Raw genomic sequence first — 19,434 nt, forward strand, 5'->3', positions numbered from 1 at the left:
ACGCAAAAAGCTTCGACCCAAAACAACAAAAAGAGTGGTGAACATGGACGTACGCATCAAGCCGATTTCGGTCGGCACCCTGCTGCTTGTGATTTCTGCAACCCAGGCTCAGGCCCAATACCTCGAAACCGGCAAACCCGGCGATCCCGCCAGTTGGCGCAGCGCTGAATTTCTGCGGGACTGGGGCCTGGACCGGATGCAGGCCGATCAGGCCTATGCCGCCGGCATCACCGGCAAAGGCGTGAAAATCGGCGCGCTGGACTCCGGTTTCGACGCCGCCCATCCCGAGTTCGCCCATGACCGTTATCACCCGGTACTGGCCAGCGGCAGTTACATCGACGGCTCGCTGTTCAACGTCAATGGCACCCTCAACCCGAACAACGATTCCCACGGCACCCACGTGGTCGGCACCATGGGCGCGTCTCGCGATGGCACCGGCATGCATGGTGTCGCGTACAACGCGCAGATCTACGTCGGCAACACCAACAAGAACGACAGTTTCCTGTTCGGCCCCAATCCTGACCCGCGCTACTTCAAAGCGGTGTACGACGCCCTGGCCGATGCCGGTGTGCGAGCGATCAACAACAGCTGGGGCAGCCAGCCGCCGGATGTCAGCTACCGAACCCTCGCGGATCTGCACGCCGCGTACGCCCAGCACTGGAACAAAGGCACCTGGCTGGATGCGGCGGCGGAGGTCTCCCGTCGTGGCGTGATCAACGTGTTCAGCGCCGGCAACAGCGGCTACCCGAATGCCAGCGTGCGTTCGGCGCTGCCGTACTTCCAGCCGGATCTGGAAGGCCATTGGCTGGCGGTTTCCGGACTCGACCAAAGCAATCAGCAGAAGTACAACCAGTGCGGCATCGCCAAATACTGGTGCATCACCACGCCCGGGGCGAAGATCGACAGCACCATTCCCGACGGCGGTTACGCGATCAAATCCGGCACCTCGATGGCCGCCCCGCACGCCACCGGCGCACTGGCGTTGGTGATGGAGCGCTATCCGTACATGAACAACCAGCAGGCTCTCGAAGTGCTGCTGACCACCGCCACTCAACTCGACGGCTCGGTGACCGACGCGCCGACCGAGCGAGTCGGCTGGGGCGTGGCCAACCTGTACCGGGCGATGCGCGGGCCGGGGCAGTTGCTCGGGGCGTTCGACGCCCATCTGGCGGCCGGACAGAGCGATGTCTGGAGCAATGACATCAGCGACAAAGCACTGATCCAGCGCCAGAGCGAAGACCTTGCCGAGCACAACGCCTGGCAGCAAACCCTGCAGAACAGGGGCTGGCAGAACGGCGTGCCGGCCGGTGCCAGCCAGCAGGATCAGACCGATTACGCCGTGGGCATGGCTCGCGATGCAGCGGCGGCCGGTCGGGTTTATCAAGGCAGTCTGATCAAGTCCGGTGACGGTCGACTGATTTTGACCGGTGAAAACACTTATCGCGGGCCGACCACGGTCAATGGCGGTCTGCTGACGGTGAACGGTTCGCTGACCTCGACCGTGACCGTCAATGACGGTGGTACCCTCGGCGGCTCCGGACGGATCGGCGCACTGACCGCCAACAGCGGCGGCCGCGTGGCGCCGGGCAATTCCATCGGCACCTTGAATGTCGCCGGTGACGTGACCTTCGCGTCGGGCTCGACCTACGCCGTGGAGTTGTCTCCCACCAGCAGCGACCGCATCGTCGCCGGCGGTACCGCCTCCATCAACGGCGCCACCGTGAGCCTGTCGCTGGAAAACAGCCCGACGTTGCTCAGCACCACCGAGGCCAGAAGTCTGCTCGGCCAGCAGTACGACATTCTGCAAGCGGCAGGCGGCATTCAGGGCCGGTTCGGTGCGGTGCTGCCGGATTATCTGTTCATCGGTGGCAGCCTGGCCTACAGCGACAACGGCATTGGTCTCAATGTCGAGCGCAACGCAACATCCCTCGCCAGCGTCGGCCAGACCCCGAATCAGCGCTCCGTGGCCACTGCCGTCGAAGGTCTGGGCGTGGGCAGTTCGGTTTACGAAAGCCTGCTGTTGTCGGCCACCGCCAGTGATGCGCAACAAGCCTTTCAACAGTTGAACGGTGAAATCTACCCGGCCCTCGGCTCGGTGCTGATCAACGACAGCCGGCAACTGCGCGATGCCATCGGCGAACGCCTGCATGACGCCCAAGCCACGCAAAGCAATGGCTGGATCAAGGCCCTCGGCGCCTGGGGCACAACCGACTCGCGCCACGACACCGCCGGTTACAGCACCTCCATCGGTGGCTTGCTGGCCGGTGTCGACGGCGCGGTCGACGAGCAGACCCGCATCGGTCTGGTCACCGGTTACAGCGACAGCTCGCTGAGCATGGGGTCAGGCACGCATTCCTCGGCCAAGGTCGACAGCTATCACCTCGGCGCCTACGCCGGTCACGAGATTGGTGCCTGGCGCCTGAGCACCGGCGCGGCCTACAGCTGGCATCGCGCCGATGTGAAACGCGATTTGCAGTATGGCAACGTCAGCGCCAAGCAGAAAGCCAAAGTCGATGCCGCCACCACCCAGGTGTTCGGCGAAGCGGCTTATCGACTGAACCTGCAACCACTGGCTCTGGAGCCGTTCGCCAACCTGGCCTACGTGCACCTCGACACCGACGGTTTCACCGAGAAGGGCGACGCCGCCGCGCTGAAAAGTGGTGACGACCAGCGCGACGCGGTGTTGAGCACCCTCGGCGCGCGGGCGATCAAGACCTTCGACCTGCCGTCCGCACAGAAGCTGGAAGTGAGCGGACACCTGGGCTGGCAGCACAGCCTGACCGACATCGACTCCGAACAGCATTTGCGTTTCGCCAGCGGCAGCGCGCCGTACACAGTCGAAAGCTCGCCACTGGTGCGCGACGCTGCGCTGGTCGGCGTGCAGGCCAGTCTGGCACTGGCCCGCGACGTGCGGGTGAACCTCGATTACACCGGACAACTGGCCAGCCGCGAGAAGCAGCACGGCGTGGGCCTGAGCCTGAACTGGCAGTTCTGACTGATCGTTCCCACGCTCTCGCGTGGGAACACCTCAATAGACGGATTTTTCGCAACATCACTAAGGAAGGTCGCTGGATGAAAAACAACAATACCCCCGCGCAATCGGGTGGAGGCTTTCGCCTGAAAACTCTCAACGTCGCCTTGCTCTGCGCGATGGCCACCTGGGGCAGCGCGCACGCGGCGCCCTACGTGGAAAGCGGCCGGGCAGGAGATCCGGGCAGTTGGCGCAGCGCCGAATTCCAGGCTGACTGGGGCCTGGGCGCCATCGGTGCGGATCACGCCTACGCCGCCGGTTACACCGGCAAGGGCGTGAAGCTCGGGATCTTCGACCAGCCGGTCTACGCCGCGCACCCGGAGTTTTCCGGCAGCAACAAGGTCATCACCCTGGTGACTTCGGGGATCCGCGAATACACCGACCCGTACATCCCGGTCAAAGCCGGGGACGCATTCCGTTATGACGGTTCGCCCTCGGTCGGTTCCGACGGCAAGCTCGGCGCCCACGGCACTCACGTTGGCGGTATCGCCGCCGGCAGTCGTGACGGCGGGCCGATGCACGGCGTGGCGTTCGGCGCGCAGATCATCAGCGCCGACAACGGCGACCCAGGCCCGGAAGACGGCATCGTGCGCGGCAACGACGGCGCGGTGTACAAGGCCGGCTGGGATGCGCTGATCGCCAGCGGCGCGCGGATCATCAACAACAGCTGGGGCATCGGCATCACCGACCGTTTTGACCTCGGCGGCCGTGACCCTGCGTACCCGCACTTCACCGTCAACGACGCGCAATTGCAGTTCAACGAAATCCGCACACTGCTGGGCACCAAACCCGGCGGCGCCTACGATGGCGCAATCGCCGCTGCACGTAGCGGGATCGTGACGATCTTCGCGGCGGGTAACGACTACAACCTGAACAACCCGGATGCCATCGCCGGCCTCGGTTACTTCGTCCCGGACATCGCGCCGAACTGGATCACCGTTGCCGCCCTGCAAAAGAACCCGGATCTGGCCAGCGCCAATCCGTACATCATGAGTACGTTCTCTTCGCGCTGCGGCTACACCGCGAGTTTCTGCGTCTCGGCACCGGGCACGAAAATCTTCAGTTCGATCATCGAAGGCACCAACGCCGACAACCTGACCACGGGTTACAAGAACTACAACGGCACCTCGATGGCCGCACCGCACGTGGCCGGCTCCATGGCAGTACTGATGGAGCGCTTCCCGTACATGACCGGCGATCAGGTCGCCAGCGTGTTGCGCACCTCTGCCACCGACCTCGGCGCACCGGGCATCGACGCCCTGTACGGCTGGGGCATGATCAACCTGCGCAAGGGCATCGACGGCCCGGCGATGTTCGTCACCGAGCAGGACATTCCCGAAGAGTTCCGCATCCAGGGCGCCTACGGCTCCGGCCAGTTCGTGGCCGATCTACCTGGCATCGGTGCGATCATCGATGCGGGAAAACCCACCGAGCGCGTGTGCAACGACATCACCTGCGGGCTCGACACCTGGCGCAACGACATTTCCGGCCATGGCGGTTTGACCAAGCAGGGCATCGGCACCCTGGTGCTGACCGGTAACAACACCTACAGCGGCCCGACCCTGGTCAATCAGGGGCGACTGGCAATCAATGGCTCGCTGCAATCGGCGGTGACAGTCAATGACGGTGGCATCCTCGGCGGTAACGGCCGGATCGCGGCGCTGACCGCCAACCGCGGCGGTACCGTGGCACCGGGCAACTCCATCGGCACCTTGAATGTGGCCGGTGACGTGACCTTCGCACCGGGTTCGACCTATGCGGTGGAAGTGTCCCCGACCAGCAGCGACCGGATCGTCGCCGGCGGCAAAGCGCTGATCGAAGGCGCAACCGTGACCCTGTCGCTGGAAAACAGCCCGACGCTGCTGACCACGGGCGAAGTGAAAAGCTTGCTCGGCACCCAGTTCAACATCTTGCAGGCAGCGGGCGGCATTGAAGGGCAGTTCGGCCAAGTGCTGCCCGACTACGCGTTCCTCGGCGGCACCCTGGCGTACTCGGCAAGCGGTGTGCAACTGGACGTCGGCCGTAATGGCGCCTCGTTCGCCAGTGTCGGCCTGACCCCGAACCAGCGCGCGGTCGGCACTGCTGCCGAACGTCTCGGCGCCGGCAATGCGTTGTTCGAAACCCTGTTGCTGTCGCCGTCGGCCGCCGCTGCGCAGGATGCCTTCCAGCAACTGTCCGGCGAGATTCACCCGGCCATCGGCACGCTGCTGATCAACGACAGCCGCTACCTGCGCGATGCCGTGGGCGAGCGTCTGCGTGAGCGCGATCTGTTCGATGCCGGCGCGCCGACCGATGACCGCAGCAACGCCTGGCTCAAAGTGTTGGGCGCCTGGGGCAAGAGCGATGGCGGGTCGAAATACGCCGATTCCACCAGTTCCATCGGCGGCCTGCTGGCCGGGGTCGACGGCTTGATCGCTGAAGATACCCGTCTGGGTTTCGTTACCGGTTATAGCGACAGCTCGTTGAGCATGGGCGAGGGGACGCATTCGTCCGCCTCGATCGACAGCTATCACCTGGGCGCCTACCTGGGGCATCAGATAGATGCACTGCGTCTGACCGCCGGTGCGGCTTACAGCTGGCATCGCATCGACGTCAAACGCGACCTGCAGTTCGGTGGCGTCAGCGGCAAACAGAAAACCAAGCGCGATGCGACCACCGCGCAACTGTTCACCGAAGCGGCCTACGACCTGGGCCTGCAACCGATGAACCTGGAGCCGTTCGCCAATCTGGCCTACGTGCACCTCAACAGCGACAGCTTCACCGAGAAGGGTGATGCCGCCGCGCTGAAGGGCGGTGAAGACAACCGCGATGTGGTGTTGTCGACCCTCGGTGTGCGGGCCAAACGCACGTTTGCCCTGTCGGAGAAACACCAGCTGGAACTGGGCGCAAGCCTGGGCTGGCAGCACAATCTGAGCAGCGTGGATTCTGACAGTCACCTGGCGTTCGCCAATGGCAATAGTGCATTCACCGTGCAAAGTGTGTCGATGGATCGAGATGCAGCGGTGGTCGGCGTGCGCGCCGGGCTGGCGCTCAATCGCGATGTCCGGGTCAACCTGGACTACAACGGGCTGATCGGTTCCAACGAAAAGGACCACGGTGTGGGCTTGACGCTGGACTGGCAGTTCTAAGGGGTAACGGCAGTTCTTTCGAGAACTGCCGTTTTTAAAAGGAAGAGAGAGCACAACATGGGACTGTTCGATTACAAAAATGCCGACGGCAAAGCGCTGTACAGCGATGCCATCGCCCTGACGCTGTATGCCTACACGCCGACCGGGCAGGCCTTGCCCGGCACTGGCTGGAAGCCGATCGGCGCCACGGCGCTGGGCTATCAGGGCAAGGTCGGGGTGCAGGGCACGTTCTTCGGCGAGAAGGACGGCTTCACCAGCGCCGAAGCCGAAGTGCTCGGCAAGTACGACGCCGCGGGTAAGCTGATCGGCATCGGCGTGGCCTTCCGCGGCACCGGCGGGCTGGGTTACAGCGACACCTTCGGCGACATGAAAAACAACCTGCTGGCTGCCATTGGCCCGTCGGACTACGCCACTCAGTACGCGAAAAACGCCTTCGACAACCTGCTCAAATCGGTGGCCGCGTTCGCTGTCGCCCACGGCATTGCGGCCAAGGACGTACTTGTCAGCGGCCACAGCCTCGGCGGTCTCGGGGTCAACAGCGTGGCGGAGTTGAGCGCGAGCAACTGGGGCGGGTTTTTCAAGGACGCCAACTACATTTCGTTCGCCTCGCCGACCCAGAGCAGCACCGGCACGAACGTGCTGAACATCGGCTACGAAAACGACCCGGTGTTCCGCGTGCTCGACGGCACCACGTTCAGTACCGCGTCGATGGGCAAGCACGACAAACCGCACGATTCGACCACTGACAACATCGTCAACTTCAACGACAACTACGCGTCCACCGCGCAGAATCTGGTGCCGTTCAGCATCGCCAACCCGCTGAACTGGTCGGCCCACAGCTCGCTGGGGTATGCCGACGGCCTGAATCGGGTGATCGCGTCGAAGTTCTACGGCCTGACGCACAAGGACTCGACGATCATCGTCTCCAACCTTGAGGACGCGTCGCGGGGCAAGACCTGGGTCGAGGATCTGGGCCGCAGCGGCGAGCCGCACACCGGCAGCACGTTCATCATCGGCACCGACAGCGGCGACTGGCTCAAGGGCGGGGCGGGCAACGACTTCCTCGAAGGCCTGGGCGGCGATGACCGTTTCCGTGATGACGGCGGTTTCAACATCCTGCTCGGTGGCCAGGGCCACAATACCTTCGAGCTGCAAAAGCCGTTGCAGAACTTCAGCTTCGCCAACGACGGCGACGGCACGCTGTACGTGCGTGACGCCTACGGCGGCATCAGCATGACCCGCGACATCGGCGCGCTAGTGAGCAAGGAGTCGGGTTCGTGGTGGGGCAGCAAGGAAATCACCTGGACCGTCACCGCCAAAGGCCTGGCCAACGGTGCCGAACTGACCCAGTACAACCATTCGCTCAGCGGCGGCGCCATGGGCGACACCCTCAAAGCCACCGCCGACGGCGACTGGCTGTTCGGCCTGGGCGGTAACGATCACCTGCAAAGCGACAAGGCCCACGTGACCTTCGTCGGCGGTGCCGGCAATGACGTGATGAGCGCGGTGGGTGGCAACAACACCTTCCTGTTCAGCGGCGCCTTCGGTTTTGACGCGATCAATGGCTACCAGGGCAGCGACAAACTGGTGTTCATGGGCGTCGAAGGCGCGGGGCAGGGCTACGACTACAAGCAACACGCGTCGCAGTCCGGAAGCGATACCGTGCTGAAGATTGGCGACTTTGCCGTGACGCTGATCGGGGTCGGTGTGGCTAACCTGTCGGATTCGAGTTTCGTCTTCGCCTGACAAACGAAAGTTGTACTGAAATGCTCCGGGGCGCCTCGGGAGGGGCGTTCTGGTTGTGAGCTATCTCTGAACAATTCCAACAAAAAGAGAGGCAACAGCAATGGGTGTGTATGACTACAAGAACTTCGGTACGGCGGAATCCAAGGCGCTGTTCAGCGATGCCATGGCCATTACGCTGTATTCCTACCACAACCTCGATAACGGCTTTGCCGTCGGTTATCAGCACAACGGCTTCGGCCTCGGTTTGCCGGCCACGCTGGTGACCGCGCTGATCGGCGGTACGGATTCCCAGGGGGTGATCCCCGGCATTCCGTGGAACCCCGATTCGGAAAAAGCCGCACTCGACGCGGTGAAAAAAGCCGGCTGGACCCCGATCACCGCCGCGCAACTGGGTTACGAGGGCAAGACCGATGCGCGCGGCACCTTTTTCGGCGAAAAAGCCGGCTACACCAGCGCTCAGGTAGAAATCCTCGGCAAATACGACGCTCAGGGCCATCTGACGGAAATCGGCATTGCCTTTCGCGGCACCAGTGGCCCACGGGAAATCCTGATTGGCGACTCCATCGGTGACGTGATCAACGACTTGCTCGCCGCATTCGGGCCCAAGGATTACGCCAAGAACTACGTCGGCGAGGCCTTTGGCAACCTGATGAACGATGTGGTGGCGTTCGCCAAGGCCAACGGCCTGAGCGGCAAGGACGTGCTGGTCAGCGGTCACAGCCTCGGCGGGCTGGCGGTCAACAGCATGGCGGACTTGAGCACCAGCAAATGGAGCGGGTTCTTCCAGGATTCCAACTACATCGCCTACGCCTCGCCGACCCAGAGCAGCACCGACAAGGTGCTCAACGTCGGCTATGAAAACGATCCGGTGTTCCGCGCCCTCGACGGCTCGAACTTCACCGGCGCCTCGCTCGGTGTGCACGACGCGCCGAAGGAGTCGGCGACCGACAACATCGTCAGCTTCAACGACCACTACGCCTCGGCGGCGTGGAACGTGCTGCCGTTCTCGATCGTCAACATTCCGACCTGGATCTCGCATCTGCCGACCGCTTATGGCGAAGGCATGAACCGGGTGATCGAGTCGAAGTTCTACGACCTGACCAGCAAGGATTCGACGATCATCGTCGCCAACCTGTCGGATCCGGCGCGGGCCAACACCTGGGTGCAGGACCTGAACCGCAACGCCGAAACCCACAAGGGCAGCACGTTCATCATCGGCAGCGACGGCAACGACTTGATCCAGGGCGGCAGCGGCAACGATTATCTGGAGGGCCGCGCCGGCAACGACACGTTCCGCGACGGTGGGGGCTACAACATCCTGCTCGGCGGCTCGGGCAACAACACCCTGGAGTTGCAGAAGTCGGTCAATAGCTTCGACTTCGCCAACGACGGCGCCGGCAACCTGTACATCCGCGATGCCAACGGCGGAATCAGCATCACCCGCGACATCGGCAGCATCGTCACCAAGGAGCCGGGCTTTCTCTGGGGCCTGTTCAAGGACGACGTGACCCACAGCGTCACAGCGACCGGTTTGAAGGTCGGCAACAACGTCACTCAGTACGAATCGAGCGTGAAGGGCACCGGCGGCGCCGACACGCTCAAGGCCAAGGCCAGCGGTGACTGGCTGTTCGGGCTGGACGGCAACGACCATCTGATCGGCGGGGCGGGCAACGACGTGTTCGTCGGCGGCGCCGGCAATGATCTGATGGAGTCGGGCGGCGGGGCGGATACCTTCCTGTTCAACGGCGCATTCGGCCAGGATCGCGTGGTGGGTTACACCGCCAACGACAAACTGGTGTTCCTCGGCGTGCAGGGGGTGTTGCCGGGCGACGACTTGCGCGCACACGCCACGGCGGTGGGGCAGGATACGGTGCTGAAGTTTGGCGCTGATTCGGTAACGCTGGTCGGGGTTGCCTTGAACAGCCTGAGTGCCGACGGGATCGTGATCGCCTGACGACAAGGGTGGGGAGGGAGCGTATTCCCTCCCCATAGCAAAAGTGACTCACCAGCCATTCCCTGACTCCAATCCCTGCACCAACAGGAAATGCGGCCTAAAGCCATGACGGCAACGTTCGTCATCTAAAGGTCGCCAACGAGTACAGGAGATTCACACGTGAAAGGTTTCAAGGGGTATATCGGTGTTGCGGGGCTTGTGCTGCTGTCGGCCAATGCCTGGGCCGATCTGCCTCACAGCTCGATTCTGAGCCGCTATGGCGTGACACCCGATCAACTGCCAGAGCCGGCCAAAAGCGAAGACGCCAAACCCGTCGAAAAAAAAAGCCGCTTTCATATCCAGCCCGAACAACCGTTCGTGACCGTTCGCATCGGCGAAGACAAAACGCCGGAGATGACCGGCAACCTGAGCATCGACCGCATGGCGCAGCAGGAGCGACAGCGTTGCCAGCGCTTGCAGGAAGAACTGGTTCGTCGGGGCGAGCGGCCCTTCAGTTGCGACGACTCCCTCCCGGGCATGGCATTACCCCGCTGATGAATGCAAAAAAGGCTGCGATCCCATAGGGTCGCAGCCTTTTTTGATGTTTTATCCGTCAGTCTTCTTTGCGCACCGTGGCCACTTCGTCGGCACGTACGCGGACTTTGGCGCCGGAAATATCCTTGAACTCGTAGAAGCCGTCCTCGTTTTTGGTATCGGGCATGTCTTCGGTCAGGTACTGGGTGCCGTTCTGCAGGGTGACCACCGTCGGGGTCGAGCAACCGGCCAGGGTCAGCAGCGCCGCAACAGCCAACGGGATCCCGAGAGTCTTGATTTTCATAAGCAGCATTCCTGTTCATTTCGACCATTGTCGGCCTCTAACGCGGTTGGTGCCATTACGCCGGGAAAAGTTCGATGGCCACCTGAAAAAAACCGCATTCAAGGTGCCATTGATCTTTTTCCGTTTGCGCCCGCCGGGGCGGGCTGGTATCTGTACGCATAACCAGTACTCGCTTGCCATGGCCCCGAAACCACCGTGACTGCCAATCCCCTCGACGACCCGTTCTATTACCTCAACAACTTCCGCCAGGTGCTTGATTGGCTTGAGCTTCGTTACGCCGATGTCATGAGCGAAGCGGAGCACGCCTTCATCCGCGACTTCAAGACACTGCCGCGCGGATCCCAGGGATTGCTGGTGCGGATGGTGATGCGCAAGGGCGTGCATTTTCGCGCCGGCAAGCTGAATTATCCGGAAATCGGCGACATCGCCGAGGCGGCGCAACCGCTGCTGGATCACGGCTGGCTCGATGAACAGGCGCCGTTGTCGATGGCGGATCTGTTCGAGGTGTTGCTCAAGGCCGAGATCCTGCAAGCCTTCGGCCCGGCCATCGACCAGCCCCGAGGCAAGAAAGTCGACTGGCTGCCGCTGCTGCACGACCGATTTCCCGAGCCCCGCAGTTTCCGGCAATGGTGCCCGGCGCTGGCGGACCGGCTGCTCAGCCTGACATTGATGGACCTGTGCGATCGTTTTCGCCTGATGTTCTTCGGCAACCTCTATCAGGACTGGTCGGAGTTCGTGCTCGCCGATCTCGGCATCTTCACTTATGAGAAAGTCGAATTCAGCGCCGATTCCCGGGGCTTGCGCAGCCGCGCGGACGTCGACGCCTGCCTGTTTCTGCACGACTGCCAGCTGTATTTCGAAGCCGGCGAGCCGCTGGAGCCGATCGTCGAACAGGTCGCGGCGCTGCATTTCGACAACCCGTGGCTGCAACGCCGGCGCGGCAAGCTGTTGTTCCAGATCGGCCAATACTGCGAGCGCCTCGGCGAATTCGCCCTGGCCCTGAAGATCTATCGCGACTGCGCCTATCCCGGCGCTCGATTGCGGATGATCCGCGTGCTGGAGCGCAGCGCCGAATATGCGCTTGCCCTGGAACTGGCGTTCATTGCCGAACAGGCGCCGGAAACCGCCACCGAACAGCAAGGCTTGCAACGGATATTGCCGCGTTTGCGGCGCAAGCTCGGGGGGCCGCCGATCAAACGTACGGCGCCGGGCATGGTGGAACGACTGGATCTGCACCTGCCGCGTCTCGATCCGGCATTGTCGGTGGAATATCACGTTCAGGCGCACCTGCACGAAGAAACGGGGCCGGTGCATTACGTGGAAAACAGCCTGATCAATTCACTGTTCGGCCTGCTGTGCTGGCCGGCGATCTTCGCGCCATTGCCGGGCGCGTTCTTTCACCCGTTCCAGCGCGGACCAGTGGATCTGCTCAATGAAGACTTCCAGCCGCGCCGCGCCGAGCTGTTCCAGGCCTGTCTGGCCGAACTTGACGATGGCCGTTATGCCGACACCATCCGCGCGCGGTTCGCCGCCAAATGGGGCGTGCAGTCGCCGTTCGTCTTCTGGGGCGCGCTCAATGAAGAACTGCTGGAGCAGGCTTTGGCCTGCCTGCCGGCCGAACACCTCAAGCACTGGTTCAGCCGTCTGCTGCTGGACATCAAGGCCAATCGCGCCGGCATGCCCGACCTGATCCAGTTCTGGCCGCAGCACAAGACCTACCGGATGATCGAAGTCAAAGGCCCGGGCGATCGGCTGCAAGACAATCAATTGCGCTGGCTGGAGTTCTGCCACACGCACCGGATGCCGATCGCCGTATGTTACGTGCAATGGGCGGAGCAGGGCGCTTGAGCTACAGCATCGCGGTGCGGGCGCTGTGCGAATTCACCGCGAAAACCGGTGACCTCGACCTGCGCTTCACCCCGTCACCGACTGCGCTGGAGGGCATCGCCGGGCATCGCACCGTGGCGTCCCGGCGCAACGAGGCCTACCAAAGCGAAGTGGCGCTGGAGGGCGCATTCGGGCCATTGAAGGTCAAGGGTAGGGCGGATGGCTACGACCCGAAGCAGAACTGCCTGGAAGAAGTCAAAACCTACCGCGGCGACCTGAGCAAGCAACCGGCCAATCACCGTTCGTTGCATTGGGCCCAGGCAAAAATTTACGGCTGGTTGATGTGCTGTCGATTGCAGCTTGAGCAGATCAATCTGGCGCTGGTGTATTTCGACATCGTCACGGAAAAGGAAACCTGTCTGGTCGAAGCGTTCAGCGCCGAAGCGCTGCGGCAGTTCTTCGAACAACAGTGCGGTTTGTTCCTGGCGTGGGCCGAACAGGAAATGGCCCACCGCGAAACGCGCAACCGGGCGGCGCAGCAGCTGGGTTTTCCTCATGCTGCCTTTCGCCCCGGCCAGCGTCACCTCGCCGAATCGGTGTTCAAGGCCGTCAGCACCGGCCGCTGCCTGATGGCCCAAGCTCCCACCGGCATCGGCAAGACCCTCGGCACCCTGTTTCCGATGCTCAAGGCGATGGCGCCGCAGCAACTGGACAAGGTCTACTTCCTCACCGCCAAGACACCCGGACGCAAACTGGCGCTGGATGCGGCGCAAGTGCTGTTCGATCACAGCGAAACCTTGCCCCTGCGGGTGCTGGAAATGGTCGCCCGGGACAAGGCCTGCGAACACCCGGAAAAGGCCTGTCACGGCGAATCCTGCCCGTTGGCCCAGGGCTTTTACGACCGTTTGCCCGCTGCCCGCGAAGCCGCCAGCCAATTGCGCCTGCTGAATCAGGCCGCGCTGCGTGAGGTCGCCTTGCAACATGCGGTATGTCCGTATTACCTGAGCCAGGAAATGGCCCGCTGGGCCGACGTGGTGGTGGCGGACTATAACTATTACTTCGATTTCAGCGCGCTGCTGTTCGGTCTGGCCCAGTTCAATCAATGGAACGTTGCGGTGCTGGTGGACGAGTCGCACAACCTGGTCGAGCGCGGGCGGCAGATGTACAGCGCCACCCTCGATCAGGCGACATTGGGCAGCGTGCGCAAAACCGCGCCCGACGTCCTGAAAAAGTCGTTGCAACGGGTCAATCGTGAATGGAACGCGCTGCACAATGACCAGTTGGCGCCGTATCAGGCCTACGACAAGGCGCCGGAAAAACTGCTGCAGGCGCTCTCATCCTGCACGGCGAGCATCGGCGACTACCTCAACGATCACCCGCAAGGGCTCGACAGCGGATTGCAGAACTTCTACTTCGAGATGCTGCAGTTCGGTCGGGTGGCGGAACTGTTCGACGCGCATTACCTGTTCGACATCAGCAAACGCGATCTCGAACGCAAACGCCCGCTATCGCAACTGTGTCTGCGCAACGTGGTGCCGGCGGCGTTCATCGGCCCGCGCCTGACCGCGGCGCGTGGCAGCGTGCTGTTTTCCGCCACCCTCAGTCCGCGCCACTATTACGCGGATTTGCTCGGCACGCCGGCCGACACGGTCTGGATCGACGTCGAGTCGCCGTTCAGCGCCGAACAATTGCAGGTGCAGATCGTCAGCCGGATTTCCACGCGTTTCACGCACCGGCAAGCATCGCTGGAACCGATTGTCGAGCTGATCGCCCGCCAGTTCAGTGAACGTCCGGGCAACTACCTGGCGTTCTTCAGCAGTTTCGATTACCTGCAACAGGTCGCGCAGTTGCTGGCCGAGCGCCACCCTCACATCACCCGGTGGCAGCAATCCCGGGGCATGGACGAAGGGGCGCGTCAGGCGTTTCTCGATCAATTCACCGCCGACAGCCAGGGCGTCGGTTTTGCCGTGCTCGGCGGCGCATTCGGTGAAGGCATCGATCTGCCCGGCGCACGGCTGATCGGCGCGTTCATCGCCACCCTCGGACTGGCCCAGCTCAACCCGGTCAATGAACAGATGAAGCGGCGCATGGCCGCAATTTTTGGAGCCGGCTACGACTACACCTACCTGTTCCCCGGCGTGCAGAAAGTGGTGCAGGCCGCCGGACGTGTGATCCGTACCCAGCAGGATCGCGGCGTGGTGATGCTGATCGATGATCGCTTTGCCGAAAGCCGGATCAAACAACTGCTGCCGCGCTGGTGGCAAATCGATCAAGCAGAAGCGGCTGTCCATTCCACCGGTTTGACGCATACTCCTGTCATTGAGAATTTGCTTTGAGCCAAGCCTGATGAGCGAGAACAAGAAGTCCGCTGCAATCGAAGACATGCGTTTTCGTTTGCTGATCGATGCGGTGGTCGATTATGCGATCTACATGATCGACCCCGAGGGGATCATTACCAGCTGGAACTCCGGCGCCAAGCGCTTCAAGGGATATGAAGAGGCGGAGATCCTCGGCGAACACTTTTCCCGGTTCTACACCGATGAAGACCGTGCCAACGGTTTGCCACAGCGGGCACTCGACACGGCAATTCGTGAAGGCCGGTTCGAGGGGGAAGGCTGGCGGGTACGCAAGGACGGCACGCATTTCTGGTGCCACGTGGTGATCGACCCGATTTTCAGCCCGAGCGGGCAACTGCTCGGGTTTGCCAAGATTACCCGCGACCTGACCGACCGCAAGATGGCCGAAGAAACCCTCAAACAGAGCGAACAGCAGTTTCGCCTGCTGGTGCAGGGCGTCACCGACTATGCGATCTACATGCTGAGCCCCGAAGGCCGGGTGACCAACTGGAACCCCGGCGCGCAGCGGATCAAGGGTTACAAGCCGGATGAGGTCATCGGCCAGCACTTCTCGATGTTCTACACCCCGGAAGACCGTGAGGCCGGTGAGCCCCAACGGGCCCTGGAAACCGCGGTGCGTGAGGGCCGTTTCGAGAACAAGAGCTGGCGCCTGCGCAAGGACGGTACGCGGTTTCTGGCGCATGTGGTGGTCGATGCGATCCGTGGCGAGACCGGCACCTTGCTGGGTTTCGCCAAGATCACCAGGGACGTGACCGAAGCCACCGAGGCGCAACAGGCACTGGAGAAAACCCGTGAAGCGCTGTTCCAGGCGCAGAAAATGCAGGCTATCGGCCAACTCAGCGGCGGCATTGCTCACGACTTCAACAATTTGCTGACGGTGATCCTCGGTAATCTGGAGATCGTGCGCAAACGCGTAGGCGACGACCCGAAAGTCAGCCGTCTGCTGGAGAACGCCACCCAGGGCGCATTGCGCGGCGTGTCGCTGACCCAACGCATGCTGGCCTTCGCCCGGCGTCAGGAGCTCAAGACCGAACCGATCGAAATCCCGAAACTGGTGCAGGGCATCACCGGGCTGCTGCGCAGCTCACTGGGGCCGGGGATCCGCATCGAAACGCAGTTTCCCGAAGACCTGCAAGCGGTGCTGGCCGACAGCAATCAGCTGGAGCTTGCGGTACTCAATCTGGCGACCAATGCCCGTGATGCCATGCCCGAAGGAGGCAACGTCACGATCAGTGCCGAACCCGAAGTGGTGCTCGAACAGAACGACACAAGCCTGGCGGCTGGGCGCTACGTGTGCCTGAGGGTCACCGATACCGGTGAAGGCATGGACGCCGCCACTCTGGCGTCGGCGAGCGATCCGTTTTTCACCACCAAAGGCTTGGGCAAGGGCACCGGGCTGGGGTTGTCGATGGTCCATGGCTTCATCGAACAACTGGGCGGCCGCTTCATTCTGAAAAGTACAAAGGGGCAGGGCACCACCGCTGAACTGTGGTTGCCGGTGGCCGTCGACGGTGTTGTCGCCAAACCGCTTGGTCCGATGGTGTCCACCGATACGGTGCCGCGCCTCAGCGTGTTGGTGGTGGACGATGACAGTCTGGTGCGCACCAGCACGGTCCTGCTGCTGGAAGACCTCGGCCACCGGGTGGTCAGCGCCACCTCCGGTGCTCAGGCGCTTGAGCTGTTCGATCAGGGCGAGGTCATCGACCTGATGATCACCGACATGGCCATGCCGCAGATGAGCGGTGCACAACTGGCTCACGCCGTGCGCCTGCTCAAGCCGGATCTGCCGATCATCCTCGCCACCGGCTATGCCGAACGCCTCGAGGGTTTTGCAGCAGGGCTGCCGAGACTGTCGAAACCGTTCAATCAGCTGAATCTGGTGGAGATAATCGCCCAGTCGATGAAGTGAACCAGGGGGCACAATCGGTCTGAACTTGTCCGGGGCGTGGCGCCTCCAAACGCTTTGTTTACGGAGCGTTTCCCGTGCCACGCATACTGACCCAACCGACCGCCGAAGAAGTCTTGACCGAGCACAACGCCAAGATGTTCGGTTCTCCCAAAGAACGGCTGGATTTCTACCGACGGGAAATCCAGTACGAAACCAGTATCCTGGCCAACCGCACCGACGCTTACCTGGCGGCGCAATCGTTTCTGGTGATTGCCTTCGCGTCCTGCATGGCCAACCTCAACCCCGAGTGGGGCAAGCTGTTCACCCTGGTGGTGCCACCGTTCCTGGCCTTGCTCGGCCTGCTCAGTTCGCTCAATGCCTGGCCGGGGATACGTGCCGCCTATGACATCATTGATCATTGGCATTTCAAGCAGAGTGAATTGCTGCGCAGCGAACCCCTGATGGGCCTGGCTTATGACGAATCGCCGCTGTTCAGCGAAATGGAGTCGAGCCACAAGGGGTATCGCAAGTCACTGCTGTTTTCCATTCGTACGCCGTGGATCTTTGCCACGTTCTGGATGTTGCTCGGCAGTTATGCCTTCTACATTCAGGTGACCAACCCGGGAAGCTGAAGCACCACCGTGCTCAAAGGTGGTCGTGTTTGGGTTTGCCCGGTTTTTTACGCCGCTCGTAGCGGGCGAGAATCGGCTGGGTGCTGACGCCGTGCAGCAGAATGCTCAGCGCCACCACCGACAGGGTCAGGTCGGTACACAGCGTACCCACGCTGTCGCCCAGCCCATGGTTCAGCGCATAAAAGAGGTAGAACAGACTGCCGATACCACGAATGCCGAACCAGCCGATCAGCAATCTTTGGCGTCCCGCCAATGGCGATCCCCACGGCATCAACGCCACGCACACGGGACGAATGACACAGAACAGCACGCCGCCGACCAGCAACGCCCGCCAGTCCCAGTGACTGACCAGCACCACACCCAGCAGCGTGACCAGAAACACTTCCATCGCCCGCTCGACCAGACCGCCGAAGGCGAGCATGTCGCCCATCATGATGCCGGCCGCCACCTGGCTGTCTTCCAGTCGTTCGGTATCGCCGTGCACCGCCTGCTGCGGCTCGACGTTCTGATGACCGACAACCGGTTGCACCATGTGCTCGGCGGGCGGCTGGTGGGCGCCGGTGGATTTGACTTCCTCCTGCCGCAACCCCAGGCCGGCGGCGAACACCGACAGAAATCCGTAGCCACCGATGGATTCAGCCACCACATACGCCAGCGCAATCAACGCCAGGGCCAGATAGTCGTTCGGGCTCAGGGTGCTGTCATCGTTGCGGATACGCAGCGAGAGGGTCAGTCGACCAATGCCACGGCCCATCCAGTAGCCGCAAAGCAACCCGGTCGGAACCGCCCACAAAAGGCTGTGCAGTACCCAATCCGGCCACTCGGTGGCAAAACCTTCACCGTGCAGCAGCAACAGACCGAGGATCACGAAGGGAAAGGCAATCCCGTCATTGAGCCCGGCCTCGCCGGACAGGCCAAAACGCACGCTGTCGACGTCCCGCGCATCGTTGACCTGCACCAGCGCCGCCAGCACCGGGTCTGTAGGCGCCAGAATCGCGCCGATCAACAGCGAAGGGCCCCAATTCAGGTTCAGGCCAAAATGCAGCAACAGGCAAACGCCAATGATCGTCAGCACCATCACCGGGCCCGCCAGACCGAATGCAATCCGCCAGCGTTTGTCGCGCAACGGCAACCGCAACTTCAAACCGCAGACGAACAGGGAAAACAGCACCGCGACTTCGGTCAGGTGCTCCATCCACAACGAGGCTTCATTCAACGGCAGTTTCAGCAGATCGAGCCCTGCCGGCCCGATGCCGACGCCCAGCAGCAGGCAAACAGCCGAGGTAGTCACCGGCATCCAGCGCAGGTACGACGATGTCAGCGCCAGGGTCAGCAGCACGGCACCGAGCACCGCCACCCAGATGATGAAGCTCATGACGCGCGGCCCGTAAGGTCAGTTCGATGCCGCCCCGACATGATCGGCCTAACCTGCAGTCGTGCGCAGGTATTCCGGCGTCAGCACGTTGAACCACAGCAGAATCATCGACACCAACAGCGTCACCAGCACCAGCAGCCCGACACCCCAGACACTGGCCGAGTACAACAGGCCCTGTTCCTTGCGCTCGTGCATGAAGGTCGGCAGGCCGACGAACAGCAGAAACGTCGAATAGATCGAAGCTGCGCCAAGCACCAGCACCGCCAGCCAGCGGCTGGGGTACAGGCCGGCGAGACCGGCGATGAAAAACGGGGTGACTGTATATGCCGCGAAACCGATGCACTGGTTGAGTGTCGGCCGAGCATCGAAGGTACGCGACATCCAGCGGATGAAACCACCGATGATCGCCACGCCAACGACGATGGTGATGTAAAGCAAGATACTCAGCTGCAAGGCGCTGGCACTGCTGAGCCTGACCGTTTCACCCACCGCCAGGCTCCAGCCGACGTAGGTGGTGCCGATGAACAGGCACACCGCCGGGACAAGGGCCAGCAACAGCAAGTGGGCCAGGTAATGACGCGGATGCGCCTCTTCTTCGCGGCGGATGTCGGTCCAGGCGAAGTTCGGCTGATTGAAGAGTTTGACGATAGGTGCGGACATGACGACCTCCTGATCTCTC

General features: G+C 62.3%; 12 protein-coding genes. 9 read left to right on the forward strand and 3 right to left on the reverse strand.

Translation table 11 applies throughout. The features are described from left to right. Positions 1 to 43: 43 nt before the first annotated feature. From eprS to QRN46_RS15880, 5 genes are all read left to right on the forward strand, one after another. A complete protein-coding gene (gene eprS / locus QRN46_RS15860) occupies positions 44 to 2,995 on the forward strand; it encodes an autotransporter serine peptidase EprS (RefSeq protein WP_285355786.1) in 2,952 nt (983 codons plus the stop codon). 77 nt (positions 2,996 to 3,072) lie between these two features. Continuing rightward, a complete protein-coding gene (locus QRN46_RS15865) occupies positions 3,073 to 6,159 on the forward strand; it encodes an autotransporter serine protease (protein ID WP_285355788.1) in 3,087 nt (1,028 codons plus the stop codon). 57 nt (positions 6,160 to 6,216) lie between these two features. Then, positions 6,217 to 7,905 (forward strand): polyurethane esterase, encoded by a 1,689-nt coding sequence (locus QRN46_RS15870; protein ID WP_011334098.1) that lies wholly within the window; start codon positions 6,217 to 6,219, stop codon positions 7,903 to 7,905. Positions 7,906 to 8,005: 100 nt separating this feature from the next. Further along, complete coding sequence (locus QRN46_RS15875) at positions 8,006 to 9,859, forward strand: polyurethane esterase (protein ID WP_285355792.1); 1,854 nt, start codon at positions 8,006 to 8,008, stop codon at positions 9,857 to 9,859. Positions 9,860 to 10,018: 159 nt separating this feature from the next. Next, positions 10,019 to 10,393 carry a hypothetical protein gene (locus QRN46_RS15880; protein WP_011334100.1) on the forward strand — a complete coding sequence of 125 codons (375 nt, stop codon included), beginning with the start codon at positions 10,019 to 10,021 and terminating at the stop codon, positions 10,391 to 10,393. A gap of 58 nt (positions 10,394 to 10,451) precedes the next feature. Here QRN46_RS15880 and QRN46_RS15885 read toward each other — a convergent pair whose 3' ends face one another. Further along, positions 10,452 to 10,676: a YgdI/YgdR family lipoprotein gene (locus tag QRN46_RS15885; protein WP_011334101.1), complete on the reverse strand. Its 225-nt coding sequence runs from the start codon at positions 10,674 to 10,676 to the stop codon at positions 10,452 to 10,454. A gap of 195 nt (positions 10,677 to 10,871) precedes the next feature. On the opposite strand from QRN46_RS15885, the gene QRN46_RS15890 reads away from it, so the two are divergent. The 4 genes from QRN46_RS15890 to QRN46_RS15905 all read left to right on the forward strand — a co-directional run bounded on the left by QRN46_RS15890 (position 10,872) and on the right by QRN46_RS15905 (position 17,380). After that, entirely contained in the window at positions 10,872 to 12,524 is a 1,653-nt protein-coding gene (locus QRN46_RS15890) for a VRR-NUC domain-containing protein (RefSeq protein WP_011334102.1), read from the forward strand. Next, positions 12,521 to 14,839, forward strand: coding sequence for an ATP-dependent DNA helicase (locus QRN46_RS15895; protein ID WP_285355796.1), 2,319 nt, complete (start codon positions 12,521 to 12,523; stop codon positions 14,837 to 14,839). Before QRN46_RS15890 ends, QRN46_RS15895 begins: the two co-directional genes overlap by 4 nt. 10 nt (positions 14,840 to 14,849) lie before the next feature. Continuing rightward, a complete protein-coding gene (locus tag QRN46_RS15900; RefSeq protein ID WP_285355798.1) occupies positions 14,850 to 16,769 on the forward strand; it encodes a hybrid sensor histidine kinase/response regulator in 1,920 nt (639 codons plus the stop codon). Positions 16,770 to 16,843: 74 nt separating this feature from the next. Beyond that, a complete protein-coding gene (locus QRN46_RS15905) occupies positions 16,844 to 17,380 on the forward strand; it encodes a hypothetical protein (RefSeq protein WP_201818638.1) in 537 nt (178 codons plus the stop codon). A 13-nt stretch (positions 17,381 to 17,393) separates the two neighbouring features. Here the strand turns inward: QRN46_RS15905 and QRN46_RS15910 are convergent, their stop codons facing one another. Then, the gene (locus tag QRN46_RS15910) at positions 17,394 to 18,755 is read right to left on the reverse strand and encodes a cation:proton antiporter (protein WP_285355801.1); all 1,362 of its coding nucleotides are present in this window, start codon (positions 18,753 to 18,755) and stop codon (positions 17,394 to 17,396) included. A 48-nt stretch (positions 18,756 to 18,803) separates the two neighbouring features. Then, entirely contained in the window at positions 18,804 to 19,415 is a 612-nt protein-coding gene (locus QRN46_RS15915) for a Yip1 family protein (RefSeq protein WP_285355803.1), read from the reverse strand. Positions 19,416 to 19,434 lie beyond the last annotated feature (19 nt).

This window comes from Pseudomonas sp. lyk4-R2A-10 (assembly GCF_030209075.1).
In the GTDB taxonomy this organism is placed as follows: Bacteria; Pseudomonadota; Gammaproteobacteria; order Pseudomonadales; family Pseudomonadaceae; genus Aquipseudomonas; species Aquipseudomonas glycinae.